At 62.1% G+C, this 23,192-nt stretch carries 22 protein-coding genes; 16 read left to right on the plus strand and 6 right to left on the minus strand.

The window, feature by feature from the left end; all coding sequences use genetic code 11:
• The first annotated feature begins 70 nt into the window (after window positions 1-70).
• The 4 genes from ACS7SF_RS13140 (at window position 71) to ACS7SF_RS13155 (ending at window position 4,673) form a co-directional block, all read left to right on the plus strand.
• Window positions 71-376, plus strand: a complete 306-nt coding sequence (locus tag ACS7SF_RS13140) for a DUF485 domain-containing protein (RefSeq protein WP_439890194.1) — start codon at window positions 71-73, stop codon at window positions 374-376.
• Window positions 373-2,103: a cation acetate symporter gene (locus ACS7SF_RS13145; RefSeq protein ID WP_439890195.1), complete on the plus strand. Its 1,731-nt coding sequence runs from the start codon at window positions 373-375 to the stop codon at window positions 2,101-2,103. The genes ACS7SF_RS13140 and ACS7SF_RS13145 overlap by 4 nt, the downstream gene beginning before the upstream one ends.
• A 64-nt stretch (window positions 2,104-2,167) precedes the next feature.
• Window positions 2,168-4,006 (plus strand): DUF294 nucleotidyltransferase-like domain-containing protein, encoded by a 1,839-nt coding sequence (locus tag ACS7SF_RS13150; RefSeq protein ID WP_439890196.1) that lies wholly within the window; start codon window positions 2,168-2,170, stop codon window positions 4,004-4,006.
• 16 nt (window positions 4,007-4,022) lie between these two features.
• The gene (locus tag ACS7SF_RS13155; RefSeq protein WP_439890197.1) at window positions 4,023-4,673 is read left to right on the plus strand and encodes a 3'-5' exonuclease; all 651 of its coding nucleotides are present in this window, start codon (window positions 4,023-4,025) and stop codon (window positions 4,671-4,673) included.
• Between the two features lie 7 nt (window positions 4,674-4,680).
• Here the strand turns inward: ACS7SF_RS13155 and ACS7SF_RS13160 are convergent, their stop codons facing one another.
• From ACS7SF_RS13160 to ACS7SF_RS13170, 3 genes are read right to left on the minus strand one after another with little or no spacing between them, the layout of a single operon-like run.
• A complete protein-coding gene (locus tag ACS7SF_RS13160) occupies window positions 4,681-4,983 on the minus strand; it encodes a DUF4212 domain-containing protein (protein WP_439890198.1) in 303 nt (100 codons plus the stop codon).
• The gene (locus tag ACS7SF_RS13165) at window positions 4,980-6,539 is read right to left on the minus strand and encodes a sensor histidine kinase N-terminal domain-containing protein (RefSeq protein ID WP_439890199.1); all 1,560 of its coding nucleotides are present in this window, start codon (window positions 6,537-6,539) and stop codon (window positions 4,980-4,982) included. Before ACS7SF_RS13165 ends, ACS7SF_RS13160 begins: the two co-directional genes overlap by 4 nt.
• Window positions 6,532-7,242 carry a response regulator gene (locus ACS7SF_RS13170; protein ID WP_426397107.1) on the minus strand — a complete coding sequence of 237 codons (711 nt, stop codon included), beginning with the start codon at window positions 7,240-7,242 and terminating at the stop codon, window positions 6,532-6,534. The genes ACS7SF_RS13165 and ACS7SF_RS13170 overlap by 8 nt, the downstream gene beginning before the upstream one ends.
• Window positions 7,243-7,512: 270 nt before the next feature.
• Here ACS7SF_RS13170 and recA point away from each other — a divergent pair, with 270 nt between their 5' ends.
• The 11 genes from recA to ACS7SF_RS13225 all read left to right on the plus strand — a co-directional run bounded on the left by recA (window position 7,513) and on the right by ACS7SF_RS13225 (window position 19,174).
• Window positions 7,513-8,571 (plus strand): recombinase RecA, encoded by a 1,059-nt coding sequence (recA, locus tag ACS7SF_RS13175; RefSeq protein WP_439890200.1) that lies wholly within the window; start codon window positions 7,513-7,515, stop codon window positions 8,569-8,571.
• 96 nt (window positions 8,572-8,667) lie between these two features.
• Window positions 8,668-9,147 (plus strand): recombination regulator RecX, encoded by a 480-nt coding sequence (recX, locus tag ACS7SF_RS13180; RefSeq protein WP_439890201.1) that lies wholly within the window; start codon window positions 8,668-8,670, stop codon window positions 9,145-9,147.
• 288 nt (window positions 9,148-9,435) lie between these two features.
• Window positions 9,436-10,062 carry a DUF2889 domain-containing protein gene (locus ACS7SF_RS13185; protein ID WP_439890202.1) on the plus strand — a complete coding sequence of 209 codons (627 nt, stop codon included), beginning with the start codon at window positions 9,436-9,438 and terminating at the stop codon, window positions 10,060-10,062.
• A 77-nt stretch (window positions 10,063-10,139) separates the two neighbouring features.
• Window positions 10,140-11,306, plus strand: coding sequence for an ADP-forming succinate--CoA ligase subunit beta (gene sucC, locus ACS7SF_RS13190; RefSeq protein WP_439890203.1), 1,167 nt, complete (start codon window positions 10,140-10,142; stop codon window positions 11,304-11,306).
• A gap of 84 nt (window positions 11,307-11,390) precedes the next feature.
• Window positions 11,391-12,272: a succinate--CoA ligase subunit alpha gene (gene sucD, locus ACS7SF_RS13195; protein ID WP_439890204.1), complete on the plus strand. Its 882-nt coding sequence runs from the start codon at window positions 11,391-11,393 to the stop codon at window positions 12,270-12,272.
• A gap of 148 nt (window positions 12,273-12,420) precedes the next feature.
• Window positions 12,421-13,116, plus strand: a complete 696-nt coding sequence (locus tag ACS7SF_RS13200; protein WP_439890205.1) for a TerC family protein — start codon at window positions 12,421-12,423, stop codon at window positions 13,114-13,116.
• Window positions 13,117-13,295: 179 nt separating this feature from the next.
• Window positions 13,296-13,889, plus strand: a complete 594-nt coding sequence (locus ACS7SF_RS13205) for a pilin (RefSeq protein WP_439890206.1) — start codon at window positions 13,296-13,298, stop codon at window positions 13,887-13,889.
• 96 nt (window positions 13,890-13,985) lie between these two features.
• Window positions 13,986-14,762: a TfpX/TfpZ family type IV pilin accessory protein gene (gene tfpZ / locus ACS7SF_RS13210; RefSeq protein ID WP_439890207.1), complete on the plus strand. Its 777-nt coding sequence runs from the start codon at window positions 13,986-13,988 to the stop codon at window positions 14,760-14,762.
• Between the two features lie 114 nt (window positions 14,763-14,876).
• The gene (locus ACS7SF_RS13215) at window positions 14,877-16,607 is read left to right on the plus strand and encodes a Wzy polymerase domain-containing protein (protein WP_439890208.1); all 1,731 of its coding nucleotides are present in this window, start codon (window positions 14,877-14,879) and stop codon (window positions 16,605-16,607) included.
• A gap of 179 nt (window positions 16,608-16,786) precedes the next feature.
• Window positions 16,787-18,520 carry a Wzy polymerase domain-containing protein gene (locus tag ACS7SF_RS13220; RefSeq protein WP_439890209.1) on the plus strand — a complete coding sequence of 578 codons (1,734 nt, stop codon included), beginning with the start codon at window positions 16,787-16,789 and terminating at the stop codon, window positions 18,518-18,520.
• Window positions 18,521-18,691: 171 nt separating this feature from the next.
• The gene (locus tag ACS7SF_RS13225; protein WP_439890210.1) at window positions 18,692-19,174 is read left to right on the plus strand and encodes a pilin; all 483 of its coding nucleotides are present in this window, start codon (window positions 18,692-18,694) and stop codon (window positions 19,172-19,174) included.
• Between the two features lie 42 nt (window positions 19,175-19,216).
• Here the strand turns inward: ACS7SF_RS13225 and moaC are convergent, their stop codons facing one another.
• The gene (gene moaC / locus ACS7SF_RS13230; RefSeq protein WP_439890211.1) at window positions 19,217-19,693 is read right to left on the minus strand and encodes a cyclic pyranopterin monophosphate synthase MoaC; all 477 of its coding nucleotides are present in this window, start codon (window positions 19,691-19,693) and stop codon (window positions 19,217-19,219) included.
• 105 nt (window positions 19,694-19,798) lie between these two features.
• Here moaC and ACS7SF_RS13235 point away from each other — a divergent pair, with 105 nt between their 5' ends.
• Complete coding sequence (locus tag ACS7SF_RS13235; protein WP_439890212.1) at window positions 19,799-21,508, plus strand: beta-barrel assembly-enhancing protease; 1,710 nt, start codon at window positions 19,799-19,801, stop codon at window positions 21,506-21,508.
• Window positions 21,509-21,514: 6 nt separating this feature from the next.
• Here ACS7SF_RS13235 and ACS7SF_RS13240 read toward each other — a convergent pair whose 3' ends face one another.
• Both ACS7SF_RS13240 and ACS7SF_RS13245 read right to left on the minus strand, forming a co-directional pair.
• A complete protein-coding gene (locus ACS7SF_RS13240) occupies window positions 21,515-22,096 on the minus strand; it encodes a DUF2946 family protein (protein ID WP_439890213.1) in 582 nt (193 codons plus the stop codon).
• The gene (locus tag ACS7SF_RS13245; protein ID WP_439890214.1) at window positions 22,089-23,177 is read right to left on the minus strand and encodes a YheT family hydrolase; all 1,089 of its coding nucleotides are present in this window, start codon (window positions 23,175-23,177) and stop codon (window positions 22,089-22,091) included. The genes ACS7SF_RS13240 and ACS7SF_RS13245 overlap by 8 nt, the downstream gene beginning before the upstream one ends.
• Between the last annotated feature and the right edge of the window lie 15 nt (window positions 23,178-23,192).

The following is a 23,192-nucleotide window of genomic DNA, read 5'->3' on the forward strand; positions in this document are numbered from 1 at the left end:
GTAAGAGTTCAGTCAGTTTCGCCAATAAGAATCGGCGCACTCGTTCCAAGAGAGATAGAGGAGACAGGCGATGGATTCATTGGTAGGAAAAATCGAGGCGCATCCGAAATATGCGCAGCTCAAGCAGCGGCGCAACAAGCTCGGCCTCGTTCTGACGGTGCTGATGCTGGTCGTGTACTACGGCTACATCGCGCTGATCGCATTCGACAAGCCGTTTCTCGCCAAGCCCCTGGGCGCTGGCGTGATGAGCGTAGGGGTGCCGGTGGGCATGGCGGTGATCGTGTTCACTGTCGTCATCACCGGCATTTACGTGCGCCGCGCGAATAGCGAATACGACCAACTGACGCAGGACATCCTGAAGGACATCGCCAAATGAAGAAGCATTTTTCAACGATGCTGGTGGCGCTGCTTGCCGCTGGCACTTGTGGCGCGGTGTTCGCCGCCGGCGGCGATGTTGGACAGACCGCCAAGCAGGCCACCAACACCACCGCCATCGTGCTGTTTGCGCTGTTCGTGGCGGGCACGTTGTGGATCACCAAGTGGGCGGCCAAGCGCACGCGCTCGGCGGCGGATTTCTATACAGCCGGTGGCGGCATCACCGGCTTCCAGAATGGCTTGGCGATTTCGGGCGACTACATGTCGGCGGCGTCGTTCCTCGGTATTTCCGCGGCCGTCATGACGTCGGGCTACGACGGGCTGATCTACTCGATTGGCTTCCTGGTCGGCTGGCCGATCATCACGTTCCTGATGGCCGAGCGGCTGCGCAACCTGGGCAAGTTCACCTTTGCCGATGTGGCGGGCTACCGGTTTGAGCAAGGCCCGATCCGCAGCTTTGCCGCCGTCGGCACGCTGGTGGTGGTGGCGTTCTACCTGATCGCGCAGATGGTCGGTGCCGGCCAGCTCATCAAGCTGCTGTTTGGCCTGGACTACTGGGTGGCCGTGGTCATCGTCGGCGCGCTGATGATGGTCTACGTGCTGTTTGGCGGCATGACGGCCACGACCTGGGTGCAGATCATCAAGGCCTGCCTGCTGCTGGCGGGTGTGACGTTCATGGCGATCATGGTGCTGGCGCAGTACGGGTTCAGCCCCGAAGCGCTGTTCGCCAAGGCGGTTGAGGTGAAGACGGCGATTGCCGCCAACGCCGGCAAATCGCCCGACGAGGCCACCAAGATCGGCCTGTCGGTGATGTCGCCGGGCGGCTTCATCAAGGACCCGATCTCGGCCATCTCCTTCGGCATGGCGCTGATGTTCGGCACGGCTGGGCTGCCGCACATCCTGATGCGTTTCTTTACGGTGCCGGACGCCAAGGAAGCCCGTAAATCGGTGTTCTGGGCCACCACCTGGATCGGCTACTTCTACATCCTGATCTTCATCATCGGCTTCGGCGCGATCACGCTGGTGCTGACGAACCCAGAGCTGTCCGATGTGGCCAAGGGTGTGATCAAGGGCGGTGCGGGCACGGCCAATATGGCGGCAGTGCTGGTGGCTAAATCGGTGGGCGGCGATGTGTTCTACGGCTTCATCTCGGCCGTGGCCTTTGCCACGATTCTGGCGGTGGTGGCAGGGCTCACGCTGTCGGGCGCGTCCGCGGTGTCGCATGACTTGTATGCCACGGTCTTCAAACACGGCAAGGCCAACAGCGCGGATGAACTGCGGGTGTCGCGCATCACCACGCTGGTGCTGGGCGTGATCGCCGTGCTGCTGGGCATTGCGTTTGAAAAGCAGAACATCGCGTTCATGGTGTCGCTGGCATTTGCGGTGGCGGCGTCGGCCAACTTCCCGGTGCTGTTCCTGTCAATGCTGTGGAAGGGCTGCACCACGCGTGGCGCGGTCATTGGCGGCTTTCTCGGGCTGATCTCGTCGGTGGGTTTGACGATCGTTTCGCCGTCGGTGTGGGAAGCCACGCTGGGTTATCCGAAGGGCTCGGCGTGGTTCCCGTACACCTCGCCCGCGCTGTTCTCTATGACGATCGGCTTCGTCGGCGTGTGGCTCTTCTCGGTGCTGGACACCAGCGTGCGCGCCAAGAACGAGAAGGCCTCGTTCGCGGCGCAGCAGGTGCGTTCGGAAACGGGCCTCGGCGCTGCCGGCGCATCGGGCCACTGAGCGAGCACGGCACGCTGAACGAGGGCAGGGCGATGCATCGCGTCGCCTACCCTCTGCAGCCACCATGCCCAGCACGTTCAACTTCTCCGTCTGGCCCTTCGATTGCCTGAGCCAGGACGAACAGCATCTGGTGCATGACGCTGTCGACATCGGCTATTACCCCGAAGGCGACGTCATTCTCGATGTGGGTGCGGCACCGCTGCACCTGTTTGTGATCATCAAGGGCGGCGTCGCCCAATACGATGGCGACGAACTGGTCGCTACCTACGGCCCCGACGATTGCTTCGACGGCCGCGCCTTGGTGGCCGGCAAAGCCAGCAGCCGCTTCGTCGCCACCGAAGAAGTCGTGGCGTATCAAATCGCGCGCCAGGCGGTGCGCGACCTCATTGCCACCAATGCCACGTTTGGCGCGCTGCTGTTCTCAGACCTCGGCAGCAAGCTCAGCGCCATCGCGCAGCGGCAGAGCCTGGAAACGATGCAGTCGCTGGCGGTGTCCCGCGTGAGCGACGCGTTTATTCGGCCCGCCCATTTTGTCGATGCGGACACGGACGTCGTCTCCGTGGTCAGGCTGTTCCAGGCGCATAACACCTCAAACGTGCTGGTGCGCGATAGCAGCAACGACGGCGCCAGCTGCCCGCCGCGGGTGGGCATTTTCACGCGCAGTTCCCTGCAGCGCGCCATCCTGCAGGGCGCGCCGCTGGATCGCTTGCCGGTCGGGCAGATGAGCCAGTTTTCGCTGATCACCGTGCCCGCATCCGCGCAGATCGGCGACGCGCTGACGCTGATGCTGCGCCATCGCGTGCACCGCCTCGTCGTCACGCGTGATGATGCGATTGTCGGCCTGCTGGAATCGCTGGATGTGTTCAGCTTCCTGGCCAACCACTCGTATCTGCTGACCGTGCAGATCAACCTGGCGCAGGATCTTGATGCCCTTGCGCAAGTGGCCGCGCAAATCACGCGGATGGTGGCGCTGCTGCTGCGTGGCGGCTCGCGTGTGGACCACATCGCTCACCTCGTGCGCGAAATCAACGCGCGCCTGTTTGAACGCGCGTGGCAGATGATTGCGCCGCCGGATCTTGTCGCCAGCAGCTGCCTGTTCGTCATGGGCAGCGAGGGGCGGGGCGAGCAACTGCTCAAGACCGATCAGGACAACGCCCTGGTGCTGCGCGACGGCTATGTGCCACCGCCCGACTTGCAGCAGATCGTCGAACGTTTTTCCGACGCACTCGCCGCATTCGGTTATCCACCGTGCCCGGGCGGCATCATGCTCAGCCGGCCTGAGTGGTGCATGAGCGCAAGTGATTTTGCTAGGCGCATCCGCGAATGGCTGATCCTGCCGAGCTCGGAAGGCCTGATGCAGTTGGCAATCTTCTTCGATGCGCACGCCGTGTGCGGTGATGCCGCCTTGCTCAAGCAACTGCGTCGCACCTTGCTGGACCTGACGCTCGACAACGACGCCGTGCTCGGCCGCTTCGCCGCCGCCATCGAAGCCTTCAGCGCGGCCCCGGGCTGGCGCGATCGTCTGCTGGGATTGGGCGATGCCGACCCCGTACTGGACGTGAAGAAGGAAGGTATTTTCCCCATCGTCCACGGCGTGCGCAGCCTCGCGCTCGCTCACCACGTGCTTGACGAAACCGGCACGGTGCCGAGGCTGGACGCGTTGGTGCGCGCGCAAGCGATCGACGCGCAGATGGCCAATGAGCTACGTGAAAGCCTGCACTTCCTGATGGCGTTGCGGCTCAAGGCGGGGTTGGCAGACATCGATGCGCATCAGCCGGTGTTGGGTGACGTACATCTGTCGCGCCTGTCGTCGTTGGAGCGGGATCTGCTCAAGGATGCGCTGAGTGCGGTCAAGCGCTTCAAGGCACTGCTGCGGCAGCGCTGGCGCACCGAATGGCTGTAACCACACGCCGGCCATCATGACGACGCTGTTTTCCAACTGGCGAGATGCGCTGCAAAGGCGCCGCCTGTTGCGCAAGCTGCGTGATCCGGCGTTCCGCTTCCTGTTCGACGCACCGCTTGCCGACGAATGGGTCGCGCTCGATTGCGAAACCACCGGCTTGAATGTGCGCACCGACGAGATCATCTCCATCGGCGCGGTCCGTATCGTCGGCAGCCGCATCCTGACGAGTGAACGCCTGGAGTTACTCATCAAGCCGCAGCGCAATGTGGGTGCAGAGAGCATCTGCGTGCATCGCTTGCGCAAGCGGGATTTGGAAGAGGGTGTGCCGATTGAGCAGGCTATCCGCGCGCTGCTGCACTTTATCGGCAGCCGGCCGCTGGTGGGCTACTACCTCGAGTTTGATGTGGCGATGCTCAATCGCGTGTTGGTGCCAATGCTCGGCATCGGCCTGCCGCAGCCCAAGATCGAAGTCTCCGCGTTGTACTACGACTATCAGTTTCGGCAGTTGCCGCCGTATAGGCAGCAGGGCGATGCCGATCTCGACCTGCGTTTCGCCACGCTGATGCGAGAGCTGAAACTCCCGACTTGGGATGCGCATGATGCGCTCAACGATGCGGTGATGGCCGCGCTGGCGTTCGTCAAACTCCGCCAACTCGGCGCGACATGACTCTGGCTTAGATCGACGGTGGCGGTGAGGGCTCGGCCGGGTGCGTGTGCGCGGCCTCTGCATCTTCTTCGGCAGCCGCTGCACGATTGGTGCGCCACGCATACAGCACCGTGATCAGCACATAGACGATAGGCGCCCCTTGGCCCGCCACCCAGTACGCGAACGGCCAGCCAAAAATGTGCATCGACAAATCGCGCGCGAAGAACGCCACGACGAACGTCACCACAAACCATATCCCCAGCAGCGCGGCAATCCAGCGCATGTTGGTGATCCAGCGTCGGCGTGCTGGGGTGCCGGGCGTGATGCTCATGCGCTCGGCGCCTCATCCGGCGCGCAGCGGTGCAGCGTGATGCGAAAACGCGCGCCCGCCAGCCGCGGCGATGTTTGGTACACGTTATCGAGCACCTCGATATCGCCGCCATGCTGCTGCACGATTTCCCGCACGATGGCCAAGCCCAGGCCACTGCCTTCCGCCTGCGTGCCAAGGATGCGATAGAAGCGCTGCATGACGCGTTCCCGCTCGACCACGGGAATGCCGGGGCCCGTGTCGTCCACGTCAATAAAGACGAACGGCTCGAACGGCGCCGTGGTGATGCGCACCGTGATATGCCCGCCGTCGGGCGTGTAGCGGATCGCGTTGTCGAGCAGGTTGTTGAGCATCTCGGCGAGCATCGTCGCGTTGCCGGGCGTCATGACCGGCGGGCCGGGCTCTTCGAAGCCGAGGTCGATCTGCTTGGCCCACGCCTTGGGCAGCCAATCCGCCACGACTTGGCGCGACAGCGCGCAAATATCCAACGGCACCAGGCCGTCGGTCGCCCCCATGTTCTCCATGCGCGCCAGCGAGAGCAGTTGCTTGACGAGGTGCGCAGTGCGGTCCGAGCTGTCAGCGATATGGGCCAGTGTGCGGCGCAGTTCGTCCGGCGATTGCTCGCGCTGGGCCAGCTCGGCTTGCATGCGCAGGCCGGCCAACGGCGTCTTCATCTGATGCGCCGCATCGGCAATGAAGCGCTTTTGCGTCTGTACCGATTGCTCCAGCCGCCCGAGCAGATCGTTGAATGACGCCACCAGCGGCGTAAGCTCCTGAGGCGCCGCGCCTTCATCAATGGGGCTGGTGTCGCCCGGGTTGCGCGCGCGAATGCGCTCCTGGATTGCATTGAGCGGCGCCAGCCCGCGCGTGAGCCCGAACCAAACGAGGATCACCGCCAGCGGCAGGATCACAAACTGCGGCAGGATCACGCCCTTGATGATTTCGTTAGCCAGTTGGGCCCGCTTGTCGAGCGTCTCGGCCACCTGCACAAGCGCAGGTTTGCCGCCGGTCATGCCGGGGCGCTGCACAAACGTATACGCCACGCGGATCTCAGCGCCGTGGATATGGTCGTCGCGCAATTGCACGAGGCTGCCGGCGCTGGCGTCTTCTTCAGGGGGTAGCGGCAGGTCGCGATCGCCCGAGACGAACTCGCCACTCTCGCCCAGCACCTGGTAATAGATGTTGTCGGTCTCGTCGGCACGCAGAATTTCCCGCGCGGAGATCGGCAATTGCAGCGTCACGCGTCCATTCACTTCGCGCAATTGCTGGCTGAGCACGATGGCGCTCGATTCCAGCGCGCGGTCGTACGGCGCATTCGCAATCGACTTGGCCACCAGATACGTCACCGCAATGCTCATCGGCCAGAGCAACAGCAGCGGCGCGAGCATCCAGTCGAGAATCTCGCCGAAGAGCGAGCGCGCGACGGGCCGGGTGGCGTCGTCTTCGAGGTGGGGCAAGGTATCGGCGAGGTCGCGGTCGTCCGTCTGGGGCGCCGCGCTGGCAGGGTCAGGCTGCGGTGCGCGAGGACGGCGCCACGGCCAGGCCAGCCGATCACCCATGGGCGGCGGTTGCGGCAGGGGTCGGGGCGGCCGCGCGTTCCAGGCAATACCCGAGCCCGCGCACGGTGGCGATGCGGATGCCGTCTACCTCGATCTTCTTGCGCAGCCGGTGAATGTAGACCTCGATGGCGTTGTTGCTGACTTCCTCGCCCCAGCCGCACAGGTGGTCGACCAATTGTTCTTTCGATACCAGTCGGCCGACGCGGGCGAGCAGGATCTCCAGCAGCCCGATCTCGCGTGCCGACAATTCGACCAACTGATCGTGGATATAAGCAATGCGCCCGACCTGATCGAACGCCAGCGGCCCATGGCGGATCAGCGTGGCCCCGCCGCCTGCGCCGCGCCGCACCAGTGCCCGCACGCGCGCCTCCAGCTCAGAGAGCGCGAATGGCTTGGCCATGTAGTCATCGGCGCCCAGGTCCAGGCCCTTGACGCGTTCTTCCACACTGTCGGCGGCGGTCAGGATCAGCACCGGCAGCATCGCCCCGCGCGAGCGCAGGCGCTTGAGCACCTCCAGCCCCGACATGCGCGGCAGGCCCACGTCGAGGATCAGCAGGTCATAGGTCTGGGCCGTCTGCGCAGAGAGCGCAGCATCGGCGGTGGCCCCGTCGGAGGCTTGGTCGACGGCATAGCCGGCCTGCCGCAGCGAGCGTGTGAGCCCGTCCGCCAGGGTGGCGTCGTCTTCGGCAATCAGGATGCGCATGCGTGTCTCCCCGCGATGCTCGGGCGCGTGTCTAACTCGCCCATCCCGCCCGCTACATGGTTTTTGCGCGACATTCGTGTTGGAGACTTGTCAAAACCACTGGTTTTTTATACAGTACTCCGAATTCGCGGTGCTGTAGTCTTGGCGGCGCTAAAGTCATGGAATTGGGCCGTTTCAGAGCGATCACCTCGCGGCCCGTTGTTGCAGGCAACCGCTGGAATCGCAAGCCCCTGCGGCCCATTTATACACCAATTTGCACGAAGGACGACCATGGAAGACGGCAAGAAGGCAGCCACGATGAGCGCGGAAAAGCAGAAGGCGCTGGCTGCTGCGCTCGCGCAGATCGAAAAACAGTTCGGCAAGGGCTCCATCATGAAGATGGGCGACGCCGAGGTGGAGCCGGTCCAGGTTGTTTCCACCGGCTCGCTGGGGCTGGACGTGGCCCTGGGCGTCGGCGGCCTGCCGCGCGGCCGCGTAATTGAAATCTACGGCCCGGAATCGTCGGGCAAAACCACGCTGACGCTGCAGGTCGTGGCCGAGATGCAGAAGCTGGGCGGCACCTGCGCGTTCATCGATGCAGAACATGCGCTTGACGTCACTTATGCTGACAAGATCGGCGTGAGCGTGCCGGACCTGCTGATCTCCCAGCCGGACACGGGTGAACAGGCCCTGGAAATTGCCGACGCGCTGGTGCGCTCGGGCTCGGTCGACCTGATCGTCATCGACTCGGTGGCCGCACTGGTGCCGAAGGCGGAAATCGAAGGCGAGATGGGCGACGCGCTGCCCGGCTTGCAAGCCCGCCTGATGAGCCAGGCGCTGCGCAAGCTGACCGGCACCATCAAGAAGACCAACTGCATGGTCATCTTCATCAACCAGATCCGCATGAAGATCGGCGTGATGTTCGGTTCGCCGGAAACCACGACGGGTGGTAACGCGCTCAAGTTCTACGCTTCGGTGCGCCTGGATATCCGCCGCATTGGCTCGATCAAGAAGGGCGACGACGTGGTCGGCAACGAAACCAAGGTCAAGGTCGTCAAGAACAAGGTGGCGCCGCCGTTCCGCGAAGCCATCTTCGACATCCTCTACGGCCAGGGCGTGTCGCGCGAGGGTGAAATCATCGACCTGGGCGTGGAAGCCAAGGTGGTCGAGAAGTCCGGCGCCTGGTACAGCTACGGCGGCGAGCGCGTCGGCCAAGGCCGCGACAACTGCCGCGAATACCTGCGCGAGAACCCCGATTTGGCGCGCGAGATCGAGAACAAGGTCCGCGAAGTCCTGGGCGTGACGCCGATGGACGCTGTTGTGGTGACCGAGGAAGTCGGCGAAGAGTAATTGGGTTGGCCGTCGGCGCAGATCGGCGGCTCTATCGAGCTTCATACGCCTGCCGTCCCCCAACGGCGGGCGTTTTTTCTTTGGGCGTGAAAGCGTATGCCGTTGCCCCGTCAACCGTTGTCGCTCAAGGCGCGCGCGCTGGGCTATTTGTCCCGGCGCGAGCACAGCCGGGCGGAGCTGCGCCGCAAGCTCGCTCCGCATGCGGAATCGCCGGAAGAGGTCGATGCGCTGCTCGACGGGCTGGAGCGTGAAAACTGGCTGTCCAACACCCGCTTCGCCGAAAGCGTGGTGCACCGTCGTGCCGGCCGCTACGGCACTGCGCGGCTGATGCAGGAACTGAAAACGCATCACCTCAGCGAAGAGACACTCGGCGAGGTCAAGGTCCAGTTGCAAAGTACCGAGGCCGCCCGGGCCAAGGCGTTGTGGGACAAGCGCTTCGGCCGGCCACCTGCCGACCTGGCCGAGCGTGCCAAGCAGGTCCGCTACATGATGGCGCGTGGTTTCTCGCGTTCCGTGGTGTCACGCATCATCTCGGGGGCGGATGAACTGCTCGGCGACGGTGACGATCCTGCGTGAACGTCGCCGATCTCGCGACAATCTGCGTGGACAATCCTTCTGCGTGCCGATCCCGCGCGTTGCGCCCTCTGCGGTTGTTGTCACCGCGCTGCTACCGCGTTGCAGCAACTGACCCGGTTCAGTCGTGACGACGTGTTAAAATCCAAGGCTTCGATATCGCCCTCTACTACCGTGGCAGGGCGGTTGTGCTCGTGAGTGGCGGCGACTGCGCAGCCATGCACGTTCTACAGGTGTTGCGCAGCACATTTGCGCGCCTCCCTCCATCGGTCCTATCGGTCTGTCTGGTTCATGCCTTTGTCTGCCCCCGTCCCGCGCGCCATGCGTCACCGCCGTGCCATCACGGTGGAGGCCTATTTGCGGGAAGACGGCCTGTGGGACATCGAAGCGCACCTGACCGATGCTAAGCCGCGTGACATCGCGCTCGCTGGTGGCAACGTCCGCCCGGAAGGCCAGCCGTTGCACGACCTGTGGCTGCGCGTGACCATCGATACCCACATGAACGTGGTCGATGCCGAAGCGTGTTCCGATTGGGTGCCGTACCCCACGCATTGCGACACGATCGGCCCGGCCTACCGCAAGCTCATCGGCCTGAACCTGATGAAGGGTTTCCGAAAGGCCTCGCGTGAGAGACTCGGCGGCGTGGCGGGGTGTACGCACCTGACCGAACTCTGCGGCGTGCTGCCGACCGCCGCCATTCAGGCCTTCGCGGGTGACGTTTTTCCGGTGCGCGACAACTCCAACGACCACCGGCCGATCGAGCCTGGCGAGACGCCGCCTTACCAACTCCACGGCTGCCATGCCCTGCATCTAGAGGGCGAGGTGGTCCGCAAGCACTATCCGCGCTGGTTCGCTTACCAGCCCGAAGCCAAGATCCTACCGCCAGCTACCGAGCCGTCGCCGGAACCGTCGTCCTGACGGGACTGAGCCGCTCGCACGCATTTTTTCGACCTCAACATTCATCACACTCACTCTGCCTAGCAAAGGAAACACGCATGAATATCCATGAGTACCAAGGCAAGGAAATCCTGCGCAAATACAATGTGCCGGTTCCGCGCGGCATTCCGGCCTTCTCGGTCGACGAGGCCATCAAGGCTGCTGAAACCCTGGGCGGCCCGGTGTGGGTCGTGAAGGCACAGATTCATGCGGGTGGCCGTGGCAAGGGCGGCGGCGTAAAGGTTGCCAAGAGCATGGACCAGGTCAAGGAATACGCCAGCAGCATCCTGGGCATGACGCTGGTGACGCACCAGACCGGTCCGGAAGGCAAGCTGGTCAAGCGCCTGCTGATCGAAGAAGGCGCGGACATCAAGAAGGAACTGTACGTGTCGCTGGTGGTGGACCGTGTGTCGCAGAAGGTCGCACTGATGGCCTCGAGCGAAGGCGGCATGGACATCGAAGAAGTTGCCGAGTCGCACCCGGAAAAGATCCACACGCTGATCATCGAACCGTTGACCGGCCTGACCGACGCTGACGCTGACGACATCGCTCGCAAGATCGGCGTGCCGGATGCTTCGATCGCGCAAGCCCGCCAAGCCCTGCAAGGCCTGTACAAGGCATTCTGGGAAACCGACGCTTCGCAAGCGGAAATCAACCCGCTGATCCTGACCGGCGACGGCAAGGTCATCGCGCTAGACGCCAAGTTCAACTTCGACTCGAACGCGCTGTTCCGTCACCCGGAAATCGTGGCTTACCGCGATCTGGATGAAGAAGATCCGGCCGAAATCGAAGCCTCGAAGTTCGACCTGGCCTACATCTCGCTGGACGGCAACATCGGCTGCTTGGTGAACGGCGCCGGTCTGGCCATGGCCACGATGGACACCATCAAGCTGTTCGGCGGCGAGCCGGCCAACTTCCTCGACGTGGGCGGCGGTGCCACCACCGAGAAGGTGACCGAAGCCTTCAAGCTGATGCTGAAGAACCCGGACGTGAAGGCCATCCTGGTCAACATCTTCGGCGGCATCATGCGTTGCGACGTGATCGCTGAAGGCGTGATCGCCGCGGCGAAGGCTGTGTCGCTGTCGGTGCCGCTGGTCGTGCGCATGAAGGGCACGAACGAAGACCTCGGCAAGAAGATGCTGGCCGACTCGGGTCTGCCCATCATCGCCGCAGACACGATGGCAGAGGCCGCCGAGAAGGTCGTGGCCGCAGCCGCCGGCAAGTAAGCCGCCCGCTGAACCAACCATACGCGAACGCGAGTTGCGCTCACTGAGGCGACTCGCTGCCAAAAGGCCAACAAGGATTACAGCATGTCGATTCTGATCAACAAAGACACCAAGGTCATCACCCAGGGGATCACCGGTAAGACCGGCCAGTTCCACACCCGCGGCTGCCGCGACTACGCCAACGGCAAGGCCGCCTTCGTGGCTGGCGTGAACCCGAAGAAGGCCGGCGAAGACTTCGAGTGCATCCCAATCTACGCAACCGTCAAGGACGCCAAGGCACAAACCGGCGCAACCGTGTCGGTGATCTACGTGCCGCCCGCAGGCGCCGCTGACGCAATCTGGGAAGCCGTTGAGGCCGAACTGGACCTGGTGGTTTGCATCACCGAAGGCATCCCCGTGCGCGACATGATGATGGTCAAGGACAAGATGCGTAAGGCCGGCAGCAAGACGCTGCTGCTGGGCCCGAACTGCCCGGGTCTGATCACGCCGGACGAAATCAAGATCGGCATCATGCCGGGTCACATCCACCGCAAGGGCCGCATCGGCGTGGTGTCGCGCTCGGGCACGCTGACGTACGAAGCCGTGGGCCAGCTGACCGCGCTGGGCCTGGGCCAATCGTCGGCAGTCGGCATCGGCGGCGACCCGATCAACGGTCTGAAGCACATCGACGTGATGAAGATGTTCAACGACGATCCGGAAACGGACGCCGTGGTCATGATCGGTGAGATCGGTGGTCCGGACGAAGCCAACGCGGCCTACTGGATCAAGGACAACATGAAGAAGCCGGTGGTGGGCTTCATCGCTGGCGTGACCGCGCCTCCGGGCAAGCGCATGGGCCACGCCGGCGCGCTGATCTCGGGCGGTGCCGACACCGCGCAAGCCAAGCTCGACATCATGGAAGAGTGCGGCATCAAGACCACCAAGAACCCGTCGGAAATGGCGCGTCTGCTCAAGGCGATGCTGTAATCGGCAAGGTTCGAGGTTGTGCGAGAACGGGGGCTTCGGCTCCCGTTTTTGTTTGTGCGCGAGGCTTGTCGATGATGCAACGTGCGACCTCGGCACGACATGTGTATAAGCAGATCATCCTTCCCATAAGAACGGCTTCAGGAACACTATGGCGCTCACCTCAAGCGCATTCTGGTTCGCACTCGGCTCCATCATCCTGACCAACGTTGTGCTGTCAGGCGACAACGCGGTCGTCATCGCGCTGGCTGCGCGGAATTTGCCCAAGCGCCAGCAGAAGCAGGCCATTTTCTGGGGCAGCGCGGGCGCCATCGTATTGCGCATCGTGCTGACCATCCTGGCTGTCAAGCTGCTGGCGTTGCCGTATCTGAAGACGATCGGCGCGGTGCTGCTGGTTTACATCGGCGTGAAGCTGCTGGCCGAAGCAGAAGAAGAAGAAGCGAATCACCATCAACGCGACGGCCTGTGGCCCGCGATTCAGACCATCTTGATTGCTGATTTGGTGATGTCGCTCGATAACGTCGTCGCCGTGGCCGCTGCGGCAGAGAAGGGGCCGCCGGGGACGGCGTTCTTGCTGCTGGTGCTGGGGCTTGGGCTGTCGGTGCCGTTCATCGTCTTTGGCAGCACGCTGCTGGTGGGGGTGATGGCGCGGTTTCCGATGATCGTGACGTTGGGGGCGGCGTTGCTGGGTTATTTGGCGGGGGATATGTTGGTGACGGATCCGGTGGATGCGGCTTGGTTTGAGCAGGCGGTGCCGTATGCGGATGTGGTGGTTGGGCTGCTGGGTGCGTTGCTTGTAGTGGCGCTGGGCCGATGGTTGAGCCGGCGGACGGTGCGGCACGTATAAGTGATCTATGAATCGCAAATTGACGAACTTCGTCAACTGGTGTCAAAAGTTGTCACAGTCTGTCACGCCGCTCATACGAACCGCGTCAGCTTTTCGCTGACAAGCACGCTTTTTCGGCTGGCACGGTCCATGCTCTATCCCCCTCGCATCATCTTTAACCAAACAATCCGGGGGATTTCATGAAGTCGATGCGACTCAACAAGCGTGTCCAGAAGGGTTTCACGCTGATCGAACTGATGATCGTGGTCGCGATCATCGGTATTCTGGCTGCCATCGCGCTGCCGGCTTATCAGGATTACACCATCCGCACGAAAGTGTCGGAAGGTCTGGTGTTGGCCGCTGGTCTGAAGCCTGTCGTGGCGGACAATGCTGCTAACGGTACGCCGGCTGCTAGCGGCGGTTTGTTTGCAACCATGCCAACGAGTGCCAACGGTACGACATCGTCGTGCAACTCTGGCGCTAGCTGCGGGCTGAATGGCTACACCGCTACTTCCGGAACTACTGGCCTGGTTTCCAAGAACGTCCTCAGCGTTGTCGGAGACACCGCTGCTGGGGTCATCACCGTGGCGTATCCTTCTTCGATGGTGCCGACTGGTAGCAACCAACTGGTTGTGGCGCCGTCGGCTGCGGGCGCCCCGTTGCAGGCAGGTGTCCCGCCTGCAACCGCTATCAAGTGGACTTGCTATAGCGCGGGCAAGGCGGCAGTTGACGGTTTTACCGGCACTGCTAATGCTACGATTCTGGCAAAGTACGCTCCCGCAGAATGCCGTTAATAGGACGTAATTTCCTAGGTTAAATCTTGGGAAGTGTTCGGAAAAGGATTTCGGGAAACCGAAATCCTTTTTTTTGGACTACGATTTTTTTCTTCAATGTTCAATCACGTTAGGGTTCGCGCAGCCATTCGAGCGGCAAGTCTTCATCTGGGCTTGAGTGTGCTGCTGGCGCTGGCGGCTGCAGCCGTCGTTTTGGGGGTGTGGTTCCCATATCCCTTCCGGGTATTGTCTGGCGGCCAGCATCTCTTCTGGGTCATGGTGAGTGTGGATGTGGTTTGTGGTCCGCTGCTCACGGCTGTACTGGTCAATCCGGCCAAATCACGCCGCACATTGACGTTGGATTTGTCTTTGGTGGCGTTGGTGCAGCTGGCCGCATTGGTGTATGGGCTCTACAGTGTGAGCTTGGCTCGCCCAGTGGTCTTGGTTTTTGAAGTGGATCGCTTAGTGGCAGTTTCTGCGGCGGAAATCGACGCAAGCGATTTGCCACAGGCCCCGTCTCAATTCCAAGCGCTGTCATGGACAGGCCCAGTCCTTCTGGGAACGCGTCCTCCCAAAGATAACGATGAGGCTTTGAAAAGCCTCGACATATCGTTCCAAGGTCTACAACCGAGTGCCCGCCCGGGTTGGTGGCAAAGCTACGAAAAAAGCCGGCCAGTGGTGCAGCAACGCATGAAGAAGCTCGCCGAGTTGAGGGGCAAGCTGCCGCAGGGCAAGCAGGCTGTCGTTGAGGAAGCTGCGCAAAAAACCGGGCTGCCGCTTGACCAAGTCTTTTATTTGCCGCTGGTGAGCCGAAAGCAACTGGATGCGTGGGTCGTGTTGCTCGATGCTCAGGGCAGCGTTAAGGGGTATGCGCCCGTCGATGGCTTTGACTGAACGGCTAGCCGCCGTGACTGCAGCGCCTGGGCCAACCGTTGCGTTAAACTGAGAACCAGCAGAAGCGCCTTCGGGCGCTTTTTTGTTTCAAGCCTTTCTTGCCCCTATTTACAGATGCGTCGATTCTCCATTTCGTTGCTGCCAGTCTGGTTAGCCCTCGGGGCATGTTGGGTGATCCCATTTTTGGTGACAAAGCATACGTTCCCCATTCCCTCGTTCTATTCAGAGTCGGTAGCCGCCGTTTGTTGGATCGCATTCGCGCTGGCAATTGTGGGTGTCATGTGGGGGCAAACCGTTGAAGTGCCGAGAATTGTGCTCGCGCCACTGGCATTGATCGTGGTGTTGATCTTGCAATTGAATGTTGCTCCGCCGCTGAATCCGTTCTTTTCATTCGCGGCCATCGTGGCCTTGCTTGCGGCTGCAGTCATCTGCTGCTTCGGGGCATGGTGCCGTAGAGTGCCTGACGTTTTGGATACGGTTGCGGTGGCCATTATCTTCGGCGCGTTGCTGACGGTGGCGATTGAGTTGTTGCATCTGTTTCGTGTCCCGAATTTACCCAGCGCGTTCTTCTCGGTCACGCCACCCGGCATTGGCCGCCGCATGCATGGAAACCTGAATCAACCCAACCATGTGGCCTCTTACCTGGCGTTTGCATTGGCGGCGTGTTTCTTTCTGGCGCATAAGCGTCAGCACTTGCGTGTTGTGCTGACAGGTGTCGGCGTCGTCTTGTTGTTGGGCATGGCGCTCACTGTCTCTCGCGTGACGTGGGTGCATATCGTGCTGGTCGGCGGGCTTGCCGGATTGGCTTGGTCTGCGGAGGCGCAAGGTGCTCGTCGCTGGGCAAAAATGTGTGCGCCGGTGGCTGGTCTAGTGTTGGCCTATGGGGTGTGTAACTGGCTGGTTGCTTATGCCAATGTGCTGTGGAGCTTGGGGCTGCAATCGTCGCTAGGGGAGCGGATGGGTGAAGGCGTTGGGGCGCGGATGCTGCTATGGAACCACGCATGGCACATTTTCTTGTCGCATCCGTGGCTCGGGGGCGGTTGGGGCGACTACGCTTGGAATCAGTACGTTCAGACCGATGTCCTTGGCCGCGTCGAAATGGCCATGAACGCGCACAACATCGTGCTGGATTTGATGGCCAAGGTGGGCGTTGTCGGGTTGCTGGCGGTGGTGCTGCCATTTTTTGCGCTGCTGCTGGCTGCATGCAAGCGTCGCGTCACACCTGAGCTTGCCTTTCTCTACGCCATCATCTTAGTCATGGCAGCACATTCGATGCTGGAATATCCGCTGCATTACCTCTATTTCCTGCTGCCCTTTGCTTTTGCATTGGGATACGTGGACGAGCGTCAGCTCCGCTTTCCCTCTTCCAATATGACGTGGATGCTGGTCGGTGTGTTCACCGTTTGCAGCGTCGTGTTGACGGGGCGGATGTGGATCGATTACCGCTCTGTCGAGCAGTTGTTTTACTCGCTTGATGACATGGCAACGGCGTTGCCGCGCTATCAGCAGAGTGGGCAATTGCTGCTGGTTCCCTACGGTAACCTATCGATCGCTAACAACGCGGCCGTAACACGAGAAATGGCTCCGCTCTTGGCCGCGATCGAGCACCAAGCGGTGCGGTTTTACCCTGGGCCGGGCCCAGTTCAGCACTGGGCGATGACGTTGGCATTTCAAGGGAAGACCGATGAAGCCGTCACTCAGGTCCGGCGGTTACACGATCAGTATTGGGCGGAATATCCTCAACAATCGCGGTCCTTGACGTCCGCCTGCACCAAGCAGGTGGAGGGGCTCGAAGCTTTCTGCTCAAGGCTCAAGGCTGAGAAACTGCTCGCTGGTGCAGATTGAGCGTACGTGTGTCTCCAGCACTGTCTCGCCGGCGTTGGAAGAAGTTGCCAAGCTGATTTCCCGCCTATGAATGCCTCGGCCTAGTACTGAGCATGGCCCCTAAGCTAAACTAGCCCGCCTAGCAAGAGCGCCTCCGGGCGCTCTTTTCGTTTTCAGCATCTCCGCAGTCCTATTCACCGATGCGCCGATTCTCCGTTCTGTTGTTACCGGTCTGGCTAGCCCTGGGGGCGTGCTGGGTGATCCCGTTCCTGGTCGCGCCACATACCTATCCCATCCCCACGTTCTATTCCGAGTGGGTGGCAGCCGCATGCTGGATCGCGCTGGGGGCGGCGGTATTGGGCGCCACGTGGGGCCAAGCCGTTGGCCTGCCGAGAGCCGCGCTTGCGCCACTGGCGTTGATTGCAGTGTTGATCCTGCAGCTGGCGATTGCGCCACCGCTCAATCCATTCTTCTCTTCCGGAGCCATCGCGGCGTTGCTGGCGGCTGCCGTCATCTGCGGGTTAGGCGCGCGCTGCCGCGATTTGCCAGGGGTGTTGGATGCCCTTGCGGTCGCCGTCACCATTGGTGGCTTGCTGACAGTGGCGATTGAGTTGGTGCAAGTGTTCCGCGTGCCGAACCTGCCGGAGACTTTCTTCTCAATGACCCCGACGGGCAGCGCGCGGCGCATGTGGGGCAATCTGAATCAACCCAATCACGTCGGTACGTATCTCGCGTTTGGACTGGCGGCATGTCTCTTTCTGGGGCAGCGCCACCGGAAGTGCCTCGGCTTGCTGACGGTCGCCGTGCTCGCCTTGCTGCTGGGCATGGCATTGACGTTCTCGCGGGTGACGTGGATCCACATTGCGCTGGTTGGGCTGTTGGCCGGTATACCGCTTGCAGCAGAAGCGCGGGGCCGTGCTTGGTTGATCCGATTGCTCGCACTCTGCGGTCCCGTGCTGTTGCTTGCGCTGGCGTACCAGAGCTGGGGCGGGTTGATCTCGCTCGCCAATGGCGCTTGGGCGCTCGACTTGCCGGGCTCCATGGGGCAGCGCATGCAGGAGGGCGTGGGCCTGCGCCCGCTGCTCTGGAAGCATGCTTGGCACATCTTCCTCGCGCACCCGTGGCTCGGCGGCGGCTGGGGCGACTACGCATGGAATCAATATGTGCAAACAGACACAGTCGGCCAGGTCGAGATGTCGATGAATGCACACAACATCGTGCTCGACCTCTTGGCAAAGGCGGGCATGGCCGGTTTGCTGGCGGTGTTGGTTCCGCTTGCGTGGTGGTCGCTTGAATTACCCAAGCGACTGCGGTCTCCGGAGGTGGCATTCCTGTCCGCCGTGATTGCCGTGATGGTTGTGCATTCGTTGCTGGAGTACCCGCTTCACTACGTGTTTTTTCTGTTTCCGTTTGCCTTCGTTCTGGGCTTGCTCGACAACAGGACGCTACGGTTTCCTTCGCCACCCGTTGCCTGGGGTTTCTCGGGGGTGATCGTTGTTTTGGGGGCGGTGCTTCTTGTCCGTCTGTGGGCGGATTACCGTGTGCTCGAGCGGCTTTATTTCGTGCCGGGCGCGCGTATCGAATCGGCAGGGCACCCAGGCAGCCCCGTGTTGCTCACCCCTTACGCAACATTGGTCACGGCCATGAACGCGTCTGTCACTGAGCAAACAGCCCCCTTGCTGATGAAGCTTGAGCGGCAGGCGGTGCAGTTCTACCCCGCGTCCTCGACGATCCAGCGGTATGCGCTGGCGCTCGCCTTCCAAGGTAAGAATGAAGAAGCCGTCATTCAGGTCCGGCGTCTTCACAATCACTACTGGACGGATTTCGCTGCGCAAAGTGCCTTGCTGAGCCAGGCCTGCCAGCGCAACGTTGGCGGCTTAAAGAATTTCTGTTCGCGTCTAAAATCGGAAAAACTTCTCGCTAGCGCAGAATGAATAGGAGTTCAATGTAAATTTTCTGAATTGAAGCGCGAGATTGATTTTTAAGAACTGGATTATGCGCTGGTAAAAATTTATTGTCTGATATCCATATTGCAAGGTTGTCCACTAATCTCGCTTCACATCGGGTTTCCGAGTGAATCGAAATCATAAATTGTGGAGAAATCTATGCGAGTTCAATATCGAAGCAACCATCAGCGCCAGCGCGGCTTCACCCTCATCGAGTTGATGATTGTGGTTGCCATCATTGGCATCTTGGCTGCCATTGCTGTCCCGCAGTATCAAGACTACGTGACGCGTTCAAAGTGGGCGGAAGTGTATACACAGATTCAACCCTTGAAGCTGGCAATTGCTGAGTGTGCCCAGAAAAATAGCGGCACGATTGCTGGAACATGCGATACCTCTGATCTCTTAAAAACGCAGATAGGCTATGAACAACTTCCGGCTCCTGCAAATGCGAAGGTAACCCTGGGCAGTGGGGGGGTCATTAGCATGGAGGGACAACCGGCTGTTGGTAGCTGTACGGTCACCGCCACTCCCGACGGTGCGACGAACGCGAATGTGCTCGCGTGGATTTTTGTTGGCGTAGCAACAGGCGCAAGCACTAAGCCCTGTAGCCAATCAAAGACAGGGGTGCCTGCAAAGACCTAATGCGGAAAAAAAGAGCGCTTAGTCAGCGCTCTTTTTTGTGTGTCAGGTGGCCACCCACTCCCCCGACTTCCCCCCCCGCTTCTCCATCAACCGCACATCCCCGATCACCATCCCCCGATCCACGGCTTTGCACATGTCATAGATGGTGAGCAGGCCGACTTGAACGGCAGTCAACGCCTCCATCTCCACCCCAGTCTGCCCACGCGTCTCAGCACGCACCGTACAGCGGACAGTGCTCGCTGCCTCATCCAGCGCAAAATCAACCGCCACCTTGGTCAACGCCAACGGATGGCACAGCGGAATCAAATCCGAAGTCCGCTTGGAACCTTGAATGGCCGCAACGCGCGCAATCCCCAGCACATCGCCTTTCTTGGCCGTGCCGTCGCGCACCAGCGCAAACGTCTCAGGCAGCATGCGGATCGTGCCGGTGGCTACGGCCACGCGGTGCGTGACGGCCTTGTCGCCGACATCGACCATATGGGCTTGTCCGGCGGAATCGAAATGGGTGAGTTGCGACATGGGTAACAGCGCGATTTGCGGAGCAGAGTGCGAAGCGTTTTATGATAGCAAGCACCCGGCTTGCGGCGATGTCGCCGCGCTGATTCCGCACTCCCTGCTTTCCGTATGACGCTTTCCATTTTTCGGCCGCGCGTTCGTAAGCTGACGGCTGCTGTGTTGTTGTCGACGTGGCTTACGCCGCTGCCGTTGCCTGTGTTGGCCCAAGCAGCGGCTTCGGCGCCGGCGGCTTCGATGCCTCTGGATTTGGGTTCCGCAGCAGCGGCCGATCAGGTGCAAAGCAACTTGAACCGCAGCGTGCAGATCGGTCGCCAATCGCCGTATCTGCAGAAGGACCCGACCGTCATTGACGCACCGACGTATGAGTTGCCCGATATGGGGGATCCATCCACGGCGGCGCTGTCGCCGGAGACGGAGCGCCGCCTGGGCGACCGGGTGATGCGTCAGATTCGCCGGGACCCGGACTACGTGCCCGATCCGCTGCTGACCGATTACCTCAACGGTATCGGCTACAAGCTGATCGAAGCGGCGCGCCGGCAGCATGTGGCGGGCAGCACGTCGGCGTCGGCCTCGAGCTTCGAGTTGTTTGCGGTGCGTGATCCGGGCATTAACGCGTTTGCGCTGCCGGGCGGTTATATCGGCGTGAATACGGGCACGCTGGTGGCCACGGATAGCGAATCGGAGCTGGCTTCGGTGCTCGGCCACGAAATCGGCCACGTGCTGCAGCGGCATATTGCGCGCGGCATCGACAAGTCGGGCGAGTCGATGTGGATTGCGCTGGCGTCGATTCTGCTTGCCGGGCTGGCGGCCACCAAGAGCGGTGATGCCGCGCAGGCGCTGGCGATTGGCGGCCAAGCGGCGGCGGTGTCGAACCAGCTGGCGTTTTCGCGCAGCGCTGAGCGCGAGGCGGACCGCGTCGGCTTCACGCTGCTCACTGGTGCCGGCTACAACCCGGACGGCATGCCGGACTTCTTCCGACGTCTGCAGCGTGTGACCAACATTGCCGACACGGGTGTGATTCCCGGCTACGCACGCACCCACCCGCTGACCGGCGAGCGCATCGCCGACATGGAAGACCGCGCGCGCGGCCTGCCGCATCCACGTCAGCCCCGTCGGCCGGAATTCGGCTTCGCCAAGGTGCGCGCCCGTGTGTTGCAGGAGACCTCCACCAGCGCTTACCTCGATGTGCGCAATGCGATGCGCTCGCAGTTGACGTCGGCGCCGGATGCGCCGGTTGAGAAGCGTGCTGCGCTGTGGTACGGCATCGCGGTCGCCAATCAACTGGCGGGGCGGCTGGATGAGGCGGATCAGGCGTTGCTGGAAGCGCGTCGCTTGTACGGCAATATCCCGGGCATCACGTCCGGCAGTGCGGATCTGGACGTGACGGCCATCGAGCTGGCACGCGCCCGCAATCGCACGCCGGAAGCCATGACGCTCGCGCGCGCCGCGCTGACGGCGTATCCGCTCTCTCGCGCGGTCGGTATCACGTACGCGCAGACGTTGCTGGCCGCCGGCAACACGAACGAGGCGATTCCCTATCTGAAGGACAAAGCCCGCGAAGACACCACGCAATCAATCTGGTGGGACATGCTAGCCCGCGCGTATGCCGATCAGGGCAAGCGTGTCGAGCAGCACCGCGCGCTGGCCGAGAAGTACGCGCGCGATGGCGCCTGGGGTTCGGCCGTCGAGCAACTCAAGCTCGCGCGGGATGCGGGGGATGGGGATTTCTACACGCTGTCGGAAGTCGACGCGCGCCTGCACCAGATGGAGCGGCAGTACAAGGAAGAGAAGGTCGAGGAAAAGGCGCTGCCGAAGTAGGGCGTGCTACGTGGCCGGGTGCGGTACGAACCCATAGCGCCGCGCGACTTCCGTGCTGTGGATGGGCTCGATGTCGAGCCGATGCGCGCCGACGGTGAGGGTGCCGAGCGCGGCGCCGCACGCGTCCCCATGCCACTGCGCCAGCGCGGAAAACGGCTCCAGGTCGTGATCGTGCAGGACGGCGATCGTTTCTTCCGTTTCCCGCCCAGCCACGTGGCCCGATAGCAGCACGTTGCCACGCTCATCGGCAAAGCAGCCAGTGGGCGTAAAAGTGGCACCGCTCGTGGTGGTGAAGGCCTGCGCTTCGCCGTCGGGCATCAGTCGCACGATCCACGGTGTGTAATCGAGTTCGACAAACACGCGCTGTGGCCCGTTCTGGAAGAACCAGCGGCCAGCATCGTCATGCGCATAATTGCGGACGATGAAATCGACGAGCGGCGCATGCCTGATCGGGTCTCCCGACAGCTTGTTGGCCTGCGCGAACTCGTTGCGCATGCGCCATTGGCCGCGGCGGTCCAGCGCGAGCCAGCCGAAGCAGTCCGGCACGTTGGGCCACTTGGCCATGGCCTGGCGGACGATGTCATCCATGGGCATTGTCGTGCGGTGTGCGGCCCAGCACGTCATCAAAGAAGCGCAGCACGCGCGCGGGCATCCAATCGACGCGGCCGGCGAGGTGGCGCAGACCAGCGTCATGTCGCAGCAGAAAGCCGACGTGGCCGCCATGCAGCGGCTGGTCGAGCACGATGTCGGGCGACACATCTGCGGGACCTGGCAAGTGCTGGCCCGGCAGGAATGGATCGTTGCGCGCGTTCAGCACCAGGGTGGGCACGCGCACGTCATGCAGCACGGGCTTGGACGACGCGCGGGTCCAGTAGTCGAGCACATCGCGAAAACCATGCAGCGGCGCGGTGACGAGGTTGTCGAACTCGCCGAGGTTGCGCGTGGCGAGCATCGCAGCACGGTCGTATAGGCCCGGATGCTGATCGAGCTTGGCGCTGGCTTTGAGCTTAAGCGTGCGCAGGAACATGCGCGTGTAGACCATGTTGAAGCCCTTGGACAGCGCGGCGCCACCGGCCCGCATGTCCAGCGGCGCGGACACGGTTGCCGCAGCGCTCACGCAACGCGCGTCGATGCCGCGTTCGCCCAGATAACGCAGCAGCGCATTGCCACCCAGCGAGATGCCAACGGCCAGCAGCTTGCGCCCTTGCGGCGCGCAGTGCTCGCGATAGAGTCGTTCAAGAATCCAGCCGATTTCTGCGCCATCGCCGCAGTGGTACATGCGCGGGGCGAGATTCATCTCGCCGGAGCAGCCGCGAAAGTGCGGGATCACGCCAGCCCAGCGGCGTGCACGCAGGGCGTCCATGAGCAGCCGTGCGTAGTGGCTGCGCGAGTCGCCCTCCAGCCCGTGGAACATGACGACGAGCGGCGCATGCGCGTCTGCATCATGCGTGGCCCAGTCGAGGTCGATGAAGTCGTGGTCGGGCGTGGTCCAGCGCTCGCGCCGGTAGGTGATGCGCGGAAAGCGCCACAAGCGCGCCGGCACGATGGTCTGCGCATTGCCGCCGATCAGCCACCACGGCGAGCGGAAGGCATGCGGCTCGAACGGCCCCGCGAGCAGGGCGCCAAGGTTCAGATCAACAGGGGGGGCGTGGCGAAGCGGATGCATCATCAAACGATACGGCGG

It is taken from the genome of Ralstonia sp. 25C (assembly GCF_051904805.1).
Classification (GTDB): domain Bacteria; phylum Pseudomonadota; class Gammaproteobacteria; order Burkholderiales; family Burkholderiaceae; genus Ralstonia.

Bases quoted from the DNA above. Each gene is read 5' to 3' on its own strand.
- ACS7SF_RS13140 (WP_439890194.1), top strand. From the start codon at position 71: ATGGATTCATTGGTAGGAAAAATCGAGGCGCATCCGAAATATGCGCAG.
- ACS7SF_RS13145 (WP_439890195.1), top strand. From the start codon at position 373: ATGAAGAAGCATTTTTCAACGATGCTGGTGGCGCTGCTTGCCGCTGGC.
- ACS7SF_RS13150 (WP_439890196.1), top strand. From the start codon at position 2,168: ATGCCCAGCACGTTCAACTTCTCCGTCTGGCCCTTCGATTGCCTGAGC.
- ACS7SF_RS13155 (WP_439890197.1), top strand. From the start codon at position 4,023: ATGACGACGCTGTTTTCCAACTGGCGAGATGCGCTGCAAAGGCGCCGC.
- ACS7SF_RS13160 (WP_439890198.1), bottom strand. From the start codon at position 4,983: ATGAGCATCACGCCCGGCACCCCAGCACGCCGACGCTGGATCACCAAC.
- ACS7SF_RS13165 (WP_439890199.1), bottom strand. From the start codon at position 6,539: ATGGGTGATCGGCTGGCCTGGCCGTGGCGCCGTCCTCGCGCACCGCAG.
- ACS7SF_RS13170 (WP_426397107.1), bottom strand. From the start codon at position 7,242: ATGCGCATCCTGATTGCCGAAGACGACGCCACCCTGGCGGACGGGCTC.
- recA (WP_439890200.1), top strand. From the start codon at position 7,513: ATGGAAGACGGCAAGAAGGCAGCCACGATGAGCGCGGAAAAGCAGAAG.
- recX (WP_439890201.1), top strand. From the start codon at position 8,668: ATGCCGTTGCCCCGTCAACCGTTGTCGCTCAAGGCGCGCGCGCTGGGC.
- ACS7SF_RS13185 (WP_439890202.1), top strand. From the start codon at position 9,436: ATGCCTTTGTCTGCCCCCGTCCCGCGCGCCATGCGTCACCGCCGTGCC.
- sucC (WP_439890203.1), top strand. From the start codon at position 10,140: ATGAATATCCATGAGTACCAAGGCAAGGAAATCCTGCGCAAATACAAT.
- sucD (WP_439890204.1), top strand. From the start codon at position 11,391: ATGTCGATTCTGATCAACAAAGACACCAAGGTCATCACCCAGGGGATC.
- ACS7SF_RS13200 (WP_439890205.1), top strand. From the start codon at position 12,421: ATGGCGCTCACCTCAAGCGCATTCTGGTTCGCACTCGGCTCCATCATC.
- ACS7SF_RS13205 (WP_439890206.1), top strand. From the start codon at position 13,296: ATGAAGTCGATGCGACTCAACAAGCGTGTCCAGAAGGGTTTCACGCTG.
- tfpZ (WP_439890207.1), top strand. From the start codon at position 13,986: ATGTTCAATCACGTTAGGGTTCGCGCAGCCATTCGAGCGGCAAGTCTT.
- ACS7SF_RS13215 (WP_439890208.1), top strand. From the start codon at position 14,877: ATGCGTCGATTCTCCATTTCGTTGCTGCCAGTCTGGTTAGCCCTCGGG.
- ACS7SF_RS13220 (WP_439890209.1), top strand. From the start codon at position 16,787: ATGCGCCGATTCTCCGTTCTGTTGTTACCGGTCTGGCTAGCCCTGGGG.
- ACS7SF_RS13225 (WP_439890210.1), top strand. From the start codon at position 18,692: ATGCGAGTTCAATATCGAAGCAACCATCAGCGCCAGCGCGGCTTCACC.
- moaC (WP_439890211.1), bottom strand. From the start codon at position 19,693: ATGTCGCAACTCACCCATTTCGATTCCGCCGGACAAGCCCATATGGTC.
- ACS7SF_RS13235 (WP_439890212.1), top strand. From the start codon at position 19,799: ATGACGCTTTCCATTTTTCGGCCGCGCGTTCGTAAGCTGACGGCTGCT.
- ACS7SF_RS13240 (WP_439890213.1), bottom strand. From the start codon at position 22,096: ATGGATGACATCGTCCGCCAGGCCATGGCCAAGTGGCCCAACGTGCCG.
- ACS7SF_RS13245 (WP_439890214.1), bottom strand. From the start codon at position 23,177: ATGATGCATCCGCTTCGCCACGCCCCCCCTGTTGATCTGAACCTTGGC.